The sequence below is a fragment of the Xanthomonas sp. NCPPB 1132 genome (genome assembly GCF_056629235.1).
In genome coordinates this window covers 3708577-3721910 of the sequence record NZ_CM152819.1, presented here as the reverse complement: position 1 = coordinate 3721910, position 13334 = coordinate 3708577, and the positions used below count along the sequence as shown (strand labels likewise).

General features: G+C 69.6%; 10 protein-coding genes. 6 read left to right on the top strand and 4 right to left on the bottom strand.

Going from position 1 to position 13334, the window contains the following annotated elements; all coding sequences use genetic code 11:
• Positions 1-48: 48 nt before the first annotated feature.
• A complete protein-coding gene (locus AC1G9L_RS15870; protein ID WP_019800937.1) occupies positions 49-768 on the top strand; it encodes a hypothetical protein in 720 nt (239 codons plus the stop codon).
• Positions 769-834: 66 nt separating this feature from the next.
• Here the strand turns inward: AC1G9L_RS15870 and AC1G9L_RS15865 are convergent, their stop codons facing one another.
• Positions 835-2100 (bottom strand): cation:proton antiporter domain-containing protein, encoded by a 1266-nt coding sequence (locus AC1G9L_RS15865; protein WP_019800938.1) that lies wholly within the window; start codon positions 2098-2100, stop codon positions 835-837.
• A gap of 171 nt (positions 2101-2271) precedes the next feature.
• Here AC1G9L_RS15865 and AC1G9L_RS15860 point away from each other — a divergent pair, with 171 nt between their 5' ends.
• From AC1G9L_RS15860 to AC1G9L_RS15850, 3 genes are all read left to right on the top strand, one after another.
• Positions 2272-3396, top strand: coding sequence for a dipeptidase (locus AC1G9L_RS15860; protein ID WP_481069478.1), 1125 nt, complete (start codon positions 2272-2274; stop codon positions 3394-3396).
• Between the two features lie 465 nt (positions 3397-3861).
• On the top strand, positions 3862-5919 hold the full coding sequence (gene fusA, locus AC1G9L_RS15855) for an elongation factor G (RefSeq protein ID WP_481069477.1): 2058 nt from the start codon (positions 3862-3864) through the stop codon (positions 5917-5919).
• A gap of 129 nt (positions 5920-6048) precedes the next feature.
• On the top strand, positions 6049-6531 hold the full coding sequence (locus tag AC1G9L_RS15850) for a hypothetical protein (RefSeq protein ID WP_481069476.1): 483 nt from the start codon (positions 6049-6051) through the stop codon (positions 6529-6531).
• Positions 6532-6765: 234 nt separating this feature from the next.
• On the opposite strand, the gene AC1G9L_RS15845 is transcribed toward AC1G9L_RS15850, so the two are convergent.
• The gene (locus tag AC1G9L_RS15845; RefSeq protein WP_481071164.1) at positions 6766-8322 is read right to left on the bottom strand and encodes an alpha-N-arabinofuranosidase; all 1557 of its coding nucleotides are present in this window, start codon (positions 8320-8322) and stop codon (positions 6766-6768) included.
• 408 nt (positions 8323-8730) lie between these two features.
• Here AC1G9L_RS15845 and AC1G9L_RS15840 point away from each other — a divergent pair, with 408 nt between their 5' ends.
• Complete coding sequence (locus AC1G9L_RS15840) at positions 8731-9795, top strand: aldose epimerase family protein (protein ID WP_481069475.1); 1065 nt, start codon at positions 8731-8733, stop codon at positions 9793-9795.
• 27 nt (positions 9796-9822) lie between these two features.
• Here AC1G9L_RS15840 and AC1G9L_RS15835 read toward each other — a convergent pair whose 3' ends face one another.
• Together AC1G9L_RS15835 and AC1G9L_RS15830 are read right to left on the bottom strand one after the other, a co-directional pair.
• Positions 9823-10746: an IS110 family RNA-guided transposase gene (locus AC1G9L_RS15835; RefSeq protein ID WP_481069474.1), complete on the bottom strand. Its 924-nt coding sequence runs from the start codon at positions 10744-10746 to the stop codon at positions 9823-9825.
• Positions 10747-11039: 293 nt separating this feature from the next.
• Positions 11040-11834, bottom strand: coding sequence for a cytochrome c biogenesis protein CcsA (locus AC1G9L_RS15830; RefSeq protein ID WP_019801594.1), 795 nt, complete (start codon positions 11832-11834; stop codon positions 11040-11042).
• Positions 11835-11939: 105 nt separating this feature from the next.
• Here AC1G9L_RS15830 and ffh point away from each other — a divergent pair, with 105 nt between their 5' ends.
• A complete protein-coding gene (gene ffh / locus AC1G9L_RS15825) occupies positions 11940-13319 on the top strand; it encodes a signal recognition particle protein (RefSeq protein WP_019801595.1) in 1380 nt (459 codons plus the stop codon).
• Positions 13320-13334: the final 15 nt, after the last annotated feature.

Sequence of the window (13334 nt, the reverse complement as noted above, 5' to 3'; positions counted from 1 at the left end):
GCTGTTCGCACATGTGCGAGTCCATCTGACGGCAAGGAGCCGCCTCCCTTGATCGAGCCTCCCAAGATCGTGCTGTGCATTCCCGGCCCATGGCTGGATCGGTCCGACCTGCTCGCGCGCATCGTCCAGGACAGCGGCGGCTACCTGTTCGCCGGGCAGGTGCTGATGCACATGGACAGCGGCCAGGCGTGCGAACTGCACTACGAGCCGCACGACGCACGCATGATCGACGCGTTCGCCGCTGCCGGGCCGCACTGGCGCGGCTCCGCGGACATGGCGCGCGTCGGGACGCACGCCTCGGTCGTCTACCTGATCGGTGCCGGCGGCTCGCGGGTGCGCACGGAGGCGATGATGCGCGCGGCCGCGGCAGTGCTGGATGCCGGCGGCCTGGGAGTGAAGGTCGAAAGCAGCGGCGTCGCCCACAGCCCGGCCGATTGGCGGCAGCTGTGCATGACTCTGTCGCAAGGCAGTGCCCATCGCGCCTATGTACTGAACATCACCGGCGAGCAGGTGCATTCCTGCGGCATGCACCAGTTCGGCATGAAGGACGCGATCGTCGCGGCGCAGGCGGCACCCGACCCGGTCGGCCTGCTGCACGCCTTCACCTGCTACCTGTTCAACGAAGCGCCCGACGTGCGCGCCGGCCATACCTTCTCGGTGGCGGCGGACGCGCCGCGCTACCGGCTCCAGGCCGAGGCGAGCAGCCAGTTCCAGTCTGGCGATCTGTTCGCCAATCCCTATGGACTGTGGCGGCTGGCGCCGCTGTGACCGCGGGTTTCTCCCCGCATCCGGTTACGCGGATCGGGGCTGCCGTCGTCGAACGCCTGCGTGGCCTCAGGGGCGTCCGCCCGCCACCGCCGGCAGCGCGTCACCGCCCGCGCGGCGCATCACCCAGTTGAACAGCGGGGTGGCCATCAGCGTGGAGGTGATGGCCATCAGTACCAGGATCGAGAACAGGCCCTGCTCGATCACCCCGGCCTGCAGGCCGATGTTGATGATGATCAGCTCCATCAGGCCGCGCGCGTTCATCAGCGCGCCGATCGCCATCGCATTGCGGTTGTTCTCGCCACTGATCCGCGCCGCGGCCCAGCAGGCGATGCCCTTGCCCAGGAACGAGGCCAGCAGGACCGCGCCGGCGGCCAGCAGGATCTGCGGGTCCAGCAGCACGCTCAACTCGGTCTTGAGGCCGGAGAAGGTGAAGAACATCGGCAGCAGGAACACCACCACGAACGGCTGCAACTGCTCGCGCAGCTTCTCGGTCAGCGCGCCCTTGGGCAGGCAGGCGCCGAGCAGGAAGCCGCCGAACACCGCGTGGATGCCGATCGCATCCATCGCCCAGGCGCTGAGGCAGAACAGCATCAGCACCACCGCCAGCACGCTGGCGCTCAGCGGCTGGTCGGGGCGCACGTGGTCGGCCAGGCGGCGCAGCCAGTGGCGGCCGACCAGCAGCATGAACAGCGCGTAGCCCACGCCGCCGCCGATCGCCAGATAGGCGCTGCCCCAGCTGCCGCCGAAGCTGGCCAGCACCACCGCCAGGATGCACCAGGCCGCGGCGTCGTCGACCGCGCCGGCGGTCAGCGCCAGGGTGCCCAGTGGGCTGTTGGTGAGACCGCGCTCGTGGATGATCCGCGCCAGCATCGGGAACGCGGTGATGGCGATGGCCGCGCCCAGGAACAGCGAGGCCTCCAGCAGCTTGGCCTTGGCCGAGAACAGCCCCGGCACGTGCAGCAGCCACGGCGCCAGCACGAACGCCAGCACGAACGGCACGGCGATGCCGGCCAGCGACACGCCCATCGCGCTGCGGTAGCGCGTGCGGAAGTGGTCGCCACGGAAATCGGTGCCGACCAGGAACATGTACAGGCCCACGCCGAACTGCGCGGCCACGTACAGCATGTCCAGGGTCGGCTTGGGAAACAGCGCCTGCTGCAGGTCCGGCAGCAGCGCACCGAACAGCGATGGGCCCAGCGCGACGCCGGCGATCATCTCGCCGACCACCTGCGGCTGGCCCAGGCGCCTGGCCAGCAGGCCGACCAGCCGGCACACCAGCAGGATCACCGCCGCCTGCAGGAAGAAGTACACCGACATCTGCGGGGTGGTCATGGGCGGCCGTCCTGGAAGTGTCGGCGGATGATAGGAGGCCGGCGCTGCGAAATCCATGCGCGCGCCGCGTCACGTGGTGGGGCGGGGCGCGTTTGCGGTATGGTGCCTCGCGCGCCGCGCGCCTGTTACGCACGCAGGCCGACAGCGCAGGACGCACCGGAGGACGAAGCGATGAGCACGGGATGGACGCGGCGGCAATGCCTGGGTGCCGCTGCCGCAGGCGCAGTAGCCGGTTTGCTGCCTGGGGCCGCCATCGCAGGCGCTGCCAGTGCGAGCGATGCCGAGGCGCTGTATCGGCGTGCGCTGGTGCTCGACGCCAATGCCCTGGCCTCGATCGGGCAGGTGTTCGATGGCCCGGATGTGCCGCAACTGCTGCAGCAGTTGCACGACTCCGGTGTGTCGGCGCTCAAGACCACGCTGGGCGGTGCCGCCGGCGACTTCGAGACCGCCGTGCAGGACATCGCCGCCGCGCAGGCGCTGGTCGAGCGCTATCCGCAGCACTTCCTGAAGGTGCTGCAGCCGGCCGACCTGCGCCGCGCCAAGCGCGACGGCCGCGTCGCGTTGATCTTCTCCTTCGAGTCGGCGGCGATGCTGGAGGACAAGCCCGCGCGCATCGACCTGTTCCGCCAGCTCGGCGTGCGGGTCATGCAACTGACCTATAACCGCACCACGCCCTTCGGGGTGGGCTGCCTGGATGGGGGCACCGGCGGCGTCACCGCGCTCGGCCGCGACGCCATCGCACGCATGAACCGGCTCGGGGTGGCGCTGGATCTCAGCCATTCCAACCTGCAGACCACCCGCGACGGCATTGCGCTGTCGCAGCGTCCGCCGGTCATCACCCATGCCGGTTGCGCCGCGGTGTTCGCGCATCCGCGCAACAAGCCGGACGCCGAACTGCGCGCGCTGGCCGACAAGGGCGGGGTGATGGGCGTGTACATGCTGCCGTTCCTGACCGAGGACAGCCGCCAACCGCAGCTGGCCGACTACATGCGCCACCTGCTGCACGCGCTGGACGTGTGCGGCGAGGACCATGTCGGCATCGGTACCGATTCGCTGTTCTTCCCGATCACCGAGCAGGACCGGCGCGCCTTCGAGGAAGACCTGGTGCAGCGCCGTCGCGACGGCATCGGCGCTCCGGGCGAGAACCGGCTGCCGTATCTGCCCGACGTCAACACCCCACGCAAGCTCGAACGCGTCGCTGACGCGCTGCTGCGCCAGGGCTACAGTGCCCGGGTCGCCGAAAAAGTGCTGGGAGCGAATTTCGAGCGGGTGTTCGGCGAGATCTGGGCCGCCTGACGCTGCGGAATGGCGCAATGGCGCGCTGGCACTTGTCTCGCGTGACGCCATGCCGTCGTTCCACGCAGCGTTCCCGACCGTTCCAGCAGCGCTGCGGCGCATGCATTGACCGCGATCTCGCGCAGGTTCAGACTTCCCGCTCTCATTCGCACCCGATCGTCCTGCCGCCATGGCCCACGCACCGCTGCTGATATTGCCCAACGCCCTGCGCGTCAGCGCAGGCCGGGTGCGCCTGCCTGAAGGAGTGGTCGACGCCGTGCGCTAACGCCGGCCATCGCCGATCCGCCGCAGACAAGCACCCGATGGGTGCTTTTTTATTGCCTGTTTTTCGCTGTTCCACCGTTCCGACACGCCAAGGAGAACGTGCCATGCACTACGCCGCCGAACCCGAAACCTAGCCGCATGCCCGCCTCGCCAACCGGGGCATGCGGCGTCCCCCGTGTTGGCAATTGCGGAACCTATCTCATGAACACGCACACCCTTTCCCGCTGGCGCAATCTCGGCATCATCGCCCACATCGACGCCGGCAAGACCACCCTCACCGAACGCCTGCTGTGGGCCACCGGCGCGATCCATCGCATCGGCGAAGTCCACGATGGCGCCGCCACCACCGACTTCTCCGAGATCGAGCGCGCCCGCGGCATCACCATCGGCGCGGCCGCGGTACAGGCGCAGTGGGCGCCAGCCGGGCAGCCGGCGCATCGCCTGACCCTGATCGACACCCCCGGGCACATCGATTTCGCGATCGAGGTGGAACGTTCGCTGCGCGTGCTCGACGGCGCGGTCGCGGTGTTTTCCGCGGTCGACGGCGTGCAGCCGCAGTCGGAGACCGTGTGGCGGCAGGCGCGTCGCCACGGCGTGCCGATGCTCGCCTTCGTCAACAAGATGGACCGCGCCGGCGCGTCGTTCGATGGCGTGCTGGCGCAGTTGCGCGGCAAGCTTGACGCGACGGTGTGGCCGGTCGGTGTGCCGTTGCCGGGCGCCTCCGGTTTCGACGGCTGGAGCGATCTGGTCGGCGGCCGCCTGCTGACCTGGGACGACGCGGGGCAACTGCACACGCGCGCCTGGAACACCGAGGAGGACGCCACGTTCGCGGATGCACGCGAGCAGTTGATCGCTGCGGTGGCCGAGCACGACGAAGCACTGGCGCAGGCCTATCTCGAGGAACGCGCGATCGACGCCGGATTGCTGCGCGCGGCCTTGCGCCGGGCCACCCTGGCCGGCGCCGGCGTGCCGGTGCTGGCCGGCTCGGCGTTCAAGGGCAAGGGCATCGAGCCGCTGCTGGACGCGATCGTCGACTGGTTGCCGTCGCCGCTGGACCGCCCGCCGGTAGCCGCCCGCGCCGACGCCGATGCCGGTGCCGAAGACGGGCACGAGACGTTGCTGGCGCCGGATCCGTCCGGTCCGCTGGCGGCGCTGGTGTTCAAGTTCGCGCATACCGCGCAGGGACCGCTGGCGTTCGTGCGCGTGTATTCGGGCACCTTGCGCGTCGGCGACACGGTGTGGACCTCGCATGCGCGGCGTCCGCGCCGGGTCGGGCGGCTGGCGGTGGTGCAGGCGCAGCGCACCCACGACGTGGCGCAGGCCCAGGCCGGCGAGATCGTTGCCGTGCTCGGCTGGAAAGATGCGGTCAGCGGCGAGACGCTCAGCGGCGTGCAGGCGCGGTGGGTGCTGGAACGCATCCGCACACAGCCGCCGGTGCTGGCGTGGCGGCTCGGCGCGGCCAACGCGACCGAGCTGGTGCGGCTGGGCCAGGGCCTGGCGCGGTTGGCGCAGGAGGATCCGTCCTTCCGCGTCGACAGCGATCCGGAGACCGGTGAAGCGGTGATCTGGGGCATGGGCGAACTGCACCTGGAGGTGATGGTCGAGCGCTTGCGCAGCGAGTGGCACGTGGACGTGCGCACCGGCGCGCCGCGCGTGGCCTACCAGGAAACGCCGCGCGCGGCTGCGCTGGGCGTGGCGGCACGGCTGTCCAAGCAGAACGGCGGCCAGGGCCAGTTCGCGCAGGTGGTGCTGGATGTGCTGCCGCGCGCGGACGGTGCAGTCACCTTCGTCGACCGCAGCCGCGGCGGGGTGGTGCCGAAGGCCTTCGTTGCCGCCACCGAGAAGGGTGCGCGTGCGGCGCTGGCGCAAGGTCCGCTCGGTCATCCGGTGGTCGGCGTGGAGGTGGTGCTGGTCGATGGCCAGGCGCACGCGGTGGATTCGTCGGACCTGGCGTTCCAGCGCGCGGCATCGGACGCGGTGAAGGCGGCGCTGGCGCAGGCTGGCACGCAGTTGCTGGAGCCGGTGATGGCGGTGGCGATCGACACGCCGGCGAACAGCGTGGGTGACGTGCTCGGCGATCTGCAGCGGCGTGATGGACGCGTCGTGGCGATCGAAGAGCGCGGCTCCCGTGCCGAGGTGGTCGCGCAGGCGCCGCTGGTGCAACTGCAGGCCTATACCACCGCGTTGCGTTCGCTGACCCAGGGACGCGCATCGGCGAGCATGACCTTCGACGGCTATGCGCCGGTCAAGGCTGCGTGAGCCGGATCGCCTGCTGGCGATGCGGCAGGAGGACGAGGAGCCGGTTCGCCGGCTCCTCTTTTTTTGTCCGCGCTTGCGTTGGCGCCGCGATCCGGGCTTCATAGCCGGCCCCGATCGCCGGAGCCACCCATGCATCGCCGTCTTGCCTTCCTCACTTTGCTCGCGCTGTCGCCGACGCTCGCCGCCGCGCAGCCGCCGGCATGCGCGACGCCGCTGCAGATGGCCGAGCGCCTTTACAAGGCGCGCGATTTCTACTGGCAGCCGCAGAACCTGGACGGCTTGCTGACGCCATCCTTTGCGCATGCGCTGCAGGCCGACCAGCGCTGCGCGGCGCGCGAGGGCGTGTGCCGGCTGAACTTCGATCCGTGGACCAGCGCGCAGGACGGCGACATTCAGGGCGCGCCGACCTTCACCCTGGTCTCGGGCGGTTCGCAGGCCACCGTGGTGGAGGTGCGCATGGACTACCGCTTGGCGTTCGGCGGTCGTGCCGCGCGGGCGCAGTCGGTCAAGATCGAGCTGCAGCGCCGCGGCAACGGTTGCTGGGCGGTCAGCGACCTGATCGCGCCGGACGGGCAGTCGCTGTTCGCGCTGCTGACCGATCCGGAGGACTAGGGGCGCGGAGCGTCACGCGACCCAAGGAATCCAAATCCTTCTGCTGGGAGAAGGGCTGTGCGTCGTGCGGATGGCTGCATGCGCCCTCAATGTGCGGAGGTGATGGGTGCGCTGGCAGGTGGGTCTGTCCTGCTACAGGCTATTGGGGAGGAGTGGATGTGCTGCGCGCACGTACCCTCACCCCAACCCCTCTCCCGGGGGGAGAGGGGCTAGGAGCGTGACAGCGGCCTGGGGCTACTGCAGCTTCAGCATCACGATCGCCTTGGCCGGCAACACCACCTGCAGCGTGTCGCCTTGCAGGCGGGCACCTGCGAACGCGGACGGGCGCACCGCCTGCGGCTGGGCGAAGGTGTTGAGTGCATCGATGGTCGGGGCGGTCAGGATCTGCCCGTCGACGCTGCGCGCCTGCACGCCGTCAACCTGCACCGCGATGTCGGCGCTGCGGTTGGGGTCCAGATTGGTCAGCGCCACGTACACGTGCCCGTCCTTGGCACGCACCGCCGAGCCGTGCACCGCCGGCACCGTGTAGCCGGCATGCCGGTAGTCCGGCGTCGTGATCTGCAGCGGCAGCGCGGTCGCGTCCTGGTAGGGCTTGTACAGCATGAACACGTGGTAGGTCGGCGTGAGCAGCATCCTGTCGCCGTCGGTGAGGATCATCGCCTGCAGCACGTTGACCATCTGCGCGATGTTGGCCATGCGCACGCGATTGGCATGCTGGACGAAGATGTCCAGGTTGAGCGAGGCCACCAGTGCGTCGCGCAAGGTGTTCTGCTGGCGCAGGAAACCCGGGTTCACGTCGGGCAGGCCCTTGTACCAGGTGCCCCATTCGTCGACCACCAGGGCGACCTTCTTGTCCGGGTCGTACTTGTCCATGATCGCGCTGTGCTTGGTGATCAGCTCGTCCATCAGGAGTGTGCGCGACAGCGTCTCGATCCAGGCCGTCTCGTCGAAGCTGGTGGAGGAGGCGCGCGGCGGCCAGCCGCCGGGGATGGTGTAGTAGTGCAGGCTGAGGCCATCCATGAACTTGGTGGCCTCGCGCATCATCACCTCGGTCCAGTGATAGTCGGCATCGCTGGGGCCGGGTGCGATCTTCATGATCTTCTGGTCGGCCGGCGCCTTGACGAAGGTCTGGTAGCGGCGGAACACGTCGGCGGCGTATTCGGCGCGCATGTTGCCGCCGCAGCCCCACAACTCGTTGCCGACGCCGAAGAACGGCACCTTCCACGGCGCCTGGCGGCCGTTGCGGCGGCGCTGTTCGGCCAGGGTCGAGCGCGTGGGCGCGGTCATGTACTCCACCCACTGCGCCATCTCGTCCGGCGCCGCGTCGCCGACGTTGCCGGCCACGTAGGCCTGCGTGCCGAGCAGTTCGGTGAAATCCATGAACTCGTGGGTGCCGAAGCTGTTGGGTTCCTCCACGCCGCCCCAGTGGGTGTTGACGCTGGTCGGGCGCTGGTTGCGCGGACCGATGCCGTCGCGCCAGTGGTATTCGTCGGCGAAGCAGCCGCCGGGCCAGCGGATGTCGGGGACATCCAGAGCCTTCAGCGCGGCGACCACATCGTTGCGGTAGCCGCGGGTGTTGGGGATCTTCGAGTCCGGGCCGACCCAGACCCCGCCGTAGATGCCGGTGCCCAGGTGCTCGGCGAACTGCCCGAACAGGTGGCGCGACACCGCGGCACCAGGGCGGTCGGCACGCAGGGTGCCGCGCACCTCGACGTCGGCGGCCTGGGCCAGCGTGGCGGCCAGCGCCAGGCCGAGCGTCGCGGCGATCAGCGGCAGCCGCCGCCACTGCAACGCACGCTGCTTCAGGAAACGGGGCGAACGCATCGGGAACTCCTTGTCGGGTAGGGCGGCGCTGTCGCCAGCGTCGCGTGGAAGCGACGGCCGGCAGGCGGCCACGACGTGGCGCCAAACCGATGCCGCATTCGGGTGGCGCAACCCCGGCGCGCATCGCCTCCGCGCCTGTCCCCGGTTGCCCCTGTCCCGAGCATAAAAGAGACGCGCAGAGCGGACCAATGTCCGAATGCGCTGCCGCCATATCCGAATTGCAATACGCGGCACTGCCCCCCGCGCAGCCCGGTCCGCGAGTGTGCGCGCTATCGCACAGCGCACGGCCGCTGCTCGCGCAGCGATGGCCGCGCCGCGTCCCCGCTGGTTATGCTGCGGACCCCGCGCATGCGCACCGACTTCCAAGGCTCCTGCATGTCCTCGCTCTTCGGTCATCTTCCCGACGGTACCGCCATCCAGCGCATGGTCCTGGACAGCGGCGACGGCCTGCGCGCCGAACTGCTGACCTACGGCGGCCTGCTGCGCAGCCTGCGCCTGCACGGCGCGCATGGCGAGACCGAGCTGGTGTTGGGACTGCCGACGCTGCAGGACTACCTGCACGACCCGGCCTACCTGGGCGTGCTGGTCGGCCGCTTCGGCAACCGCATCGCCGGCTCGGCCTTCACCATCGATGGCCGGCACTACGCGGTCACCGCCAACGAGGGCGCCAACCACCTGCACGGCGGCGCGCTGGGCTTCGGCCGGCGGGTATGGACGGTGCTGGCGCAGACCGAGCGCACGTTGCAGTTGCGCTACGACTCGCCGGCGGGCGAGGAGGGCTACCCCGGCAACCTCTCGGTCGAGGCGACATACCGCATCGAAGGCCGCTGCCTGAGCGTCGAGTTTGTCGCGCAGACCGACGCGTCGACCCCGCTCAATCTCACCCATCATCCCTATTTCAACCTGGCCGGCGACGCCGCGGTGCCCGCCGCGGCGCAGTGGCTGCGGGTGCCGGCCGACCGTTACCTGCCGGTCGGCGATGCGGCGCTGCTGCCGCGTGGCGATGTCGCCACGGTGGCCGGCACGCCGTTCGATTTCTGCCAGGCGCGGGCCATCGCCGACAAGGACATCGCCGCCGATCCGCAGCTGTCGCTCAGCGCCGGCTACGACCACTGCCTGGTGCTGGCCGAGGGCCACGACTGCACCGCGCTGCTGTATTCGCCGCACAGCGGCGTGGCCATGCGCATCGCCAGCCCGATGCCGGCCGTGCAGCTGTACGAAGGCCAGGGCCTGGACCGGCAGCATCCGGCGCTGGGCCGCGGCATCTGCCTGGAGCCGCAGGGCTACCCGGACGCGCCGAACCAGCCGGGCTTTCCCGATTGCATCCTGCGCCCGGGCCAGGTCTATCGGCACCGCATCGTGTATCAGTTCGCCGACGTTGGCCGCGACGCGGAGTGGGCGGCGGTGGAGGCGGCGCTGGCGGAGCAGGGCGGCGGTTGATGCGAGGGACGTCGTAGGAGTCAACTGTCATGCACCTGCGATGACAGGAGGAGCGTACGGGGCCTGATCGCGCGCGATGGCATTGAGCCAGCGCAGGAACTTGTGCATGCAGGCGACGATGGCGACCTTGGCCGGCTTGCCCGCTGCGCGCAGACGTGCGTAGGTGTTGGCCAAGGGGGATTTGGCGCGGATGCTGGCCCAGGTGGCCATGTACAGCACGCGCCGCACGTCGGCACGTCCGCCTTTGATGCGGCGCTGGCCTTTCCAGCAGCCGCTGTCGTGATTGAACGGGGCCAGCCCGACCAGGGCAGCGAGCTTGCGTGGCGGCAGCGTGCCCAGCTCTGGCAACCGCGCGGCCAGAACCGCGCGCAGGATCGTCCCGAGCCCAGGCACCTTGGGTAGGCTCGAGCAGGTCTTGCCCTGCTGCTCGATCTCCTGCGTCAACGTCTGGATCTGCTGGTTCAGCAGGGCGATCACCTCTCGGCAACGGTGTTGCACCTTGGCGCTGGTGATGTGCTCCAGGCGCCGCCGATGGGCATCACGCTGGCTCACCAGGGTGGCGCGCAGGTCCAGCAGTTCGCGAAGAGACTGCTGGTGCCCGGGCACCACGGGCGTGGGGGTGGTCGGGATGTGCTGGGCGGCGATGGCCAGCAGGCGCGCGTCCAGGGCATCGGTCTTGGCATGCAGGCCCAAGGCCTGGGCGAGCTTGCGCGGACGATCGGCGGCCATCCGCACTGCCGGCAGGTCCGCCTCTCGGAGCACCTGCAGCACGGCATGTTCGTAGCCGCCACTGGCTTCCAGCACGATCCGCTCGCAGCCCAGCTCGGCCAGGCGTTGGGCCAGCGCACGCTGCCCCTGTGGCGTATTGGGTTGGGTCCAGGCCTGCTCGTCCGGCAGGACATGAATGACCAGTTCGGCCTTGGATACATCGATCCCGACATGGCGTCGCATAGACGTTCTCCGCAGTAGACTTATGGACGAGAGCGCTCCTGCCGATGCCCATGCTTGTGGAGTTCGAGCTCGTCACTCGGGCAACTGTTCGGGCTTGTCAGGCAGGAGAACCGGAGTGCGGCGGCGCTGACTCCTACTCGTGCTTGCTGGCACTGCGGCTAAACGGCCTGCCGCACTCCGCTCTCACCTGCAACGATAGACCCTTATTTGACACAAGCGGCTTCAGCCGCGACCGGGCCGTTCCCGGTATCACCGGTCGCGGCGGAAGCCGCTTCTACGGGAAGACGGGGCCGCTACTGCGCGTGCCCCAGCACCAGCTCGATCACGAACTTGCTGCCGAAGAACGACAGCAGCAGGAGCACCATTGCCGCCAGGGTCCAGTGCACCGCCTTGACCCCACGCCAGCCATAGCGCCAGCGGCCGAACAGCAGCGCGCCGAACACGATCCACGACAGCACGCTGAGCACGGTCTTGTGCACCAGCCGCTGCGCCAGGAAATCCTGCACGAACAGCACCCCGGTCAGCAGGGTCAGGGTCAGCAGGATGAAGCCGACCACGATGGTGCGGAACAGCAGCGTCTCCAGCGCGGTCAGCGGCGGCAGCGCGCGCAGCCAGGGATGGAAGTCGCGGCGTCGCAGCGCGCGTTCCTGCAGCCACAGCATCACCGCCAGCAGGGCGGCGATGCCCAGCGTGGCGTAGGCCAGCAGCGCCAGCCAGGCGTGCAGCTGCAGCCGCCAGTCCAGCACCGGCGCCGGCTCGTGGCCGTAGCCGTGATAGGCCAGCAGCAGCGCCGCCGACAGCGGGAACACCACCACGCCCAGCGCGGCCATGCGCCCGCTGGCGCCGACCAGCGTGGTCATCAGCGCCATGCCCAGGCTGACCAGCGACAGCGCGGCGAAGAAATGCATGTCCGGGCCACCGGCGGTGTGCAGGGCGACCTGCACGTGATAGCCCGCATGCAGCGCCACTGCCGGCAGCGCCGGCAGCAGCCACGCCCGGCTGCGGTCCACCCGGTCGCGCACCACCGCGGCGATCAGCAGGCCGGTCGCGGACAGGTACAGCAGGGCGGCAAGGACGGTGATGAGCATCGCGCCAGTTTCGCATATCGGGCCCGCCGCCGTGATGGCGGCACCGGGGATCGCCGGCGCGCCCGGCTATAATCGACGGCCGTTTCCCGTCCGCGACCCGCCCGCATGTTCGAATCCCTCACCCAACGCCTCTCCGGCACCATGCAGCGCCTGCGCGGCCGCGGTCGCCTGACCGAGGAGAACATCCGCGAAGCCACCCGCGAAGTGCGCATCGCGCTGCTCGAGGCCGACGTCGCCCTGCCGGTGGTGCAGGCGCTGATCGAGCGCATCAAGGTGCGCGCGGTCGGCCAGGAAGTGCTCAAGAGCCTGACCCCGGGCCAGGCGCTGATCAAGGTCGTGCGCGACGAGCTGACCGCGGTGATGGGCTCGGCCGCCAGCGAGCTCAACCTCAACGTGCCGGCGCCGGCGATCGTGCTGATGGCCGGCCTGCAGGGCGCGGGCAAGACCACCACGGTCGGCAAGCTGGCCAGGCACCTGAAGGAAAAGCGCAAGAAGAAGGTGATGGTGGTGTCGGCCGACGTGTACCGCCCGGCCGCGATCGAGCAGCTCAAGACCCTGGCCGAGCAGGTCGGGGTGCTGTTCTTCCCGTCCGAGGCCTCGCAGAAGCCGGTGGACATCGTCCGCGCCGCCATCGCCGACGCGCGCAAGTCCTTCGTCGATGTGCTGCTGGTCGATACCGCCGGCCGCCTGGCCATCGATGCGGCGATGATGGAGGAGATCAAGGCGCTGCACGCGGCGATCGCCCCGGTCGAGACCCTGTTCGTGGTCGACGCGATGACCGGCCAGGACGCGGCCAACACCGCCAAGGCGTTCAGCGAGGCGCTGCCGCTGACCGGCGTGGTGCTGACCAAGACCGACGGCGACGCCCGCGGCGGCGCGGCGCTGAGCGTGCGCTACATCACCGGCAAGCCGATCAAGTTCATCGGCGTCGGCGAGAAGCCGGACGGCCTGGACGTGTTCCATCCCGACCGCCTGGCCAGCCGCATCCTCGACATGGGCGACGTGCTGTCGCTGGTCGAGCAGGTCGAGCACCAGGTCGACAAGGACAAGGCGCAGAAGCTGGCCGAGAAGGTCGCCAAGGGCAAGAAGTTCGACCTCAACGACATGCGCGACCAGCTCGAGCAGATGCAGAACATGGGCGGCCTGTCCGGGCTGATGGACAAGCTGCCGGGCATGGGCCAGATCCCCGAGCACCTCAAGCAGCAGGTCGCCGGCAACAAGGACGTGCCGCGGATGATCGCCATCATCGGCTCGATGACCAAGAAGGAGCGGCGCAACCCGGGCCTGCTCAACGGCTCGCGCCGCGCGCGCATCGCCCGCGGCTCCGGCACCCAGCCGGCCGACGTCAACAAGCTGATGAAGCAATATCAGCAGATGGAAAAGATGATGAGCAAGATGGCCGGCGGCGGTATGAAGGGCCTGATGCGCGGCATGAAGGGCATGCTCGGCGGCATGGGCGGCCGCGGCGGCCTGCCGTTCCGCTGAGCCTGCAGCCACGGC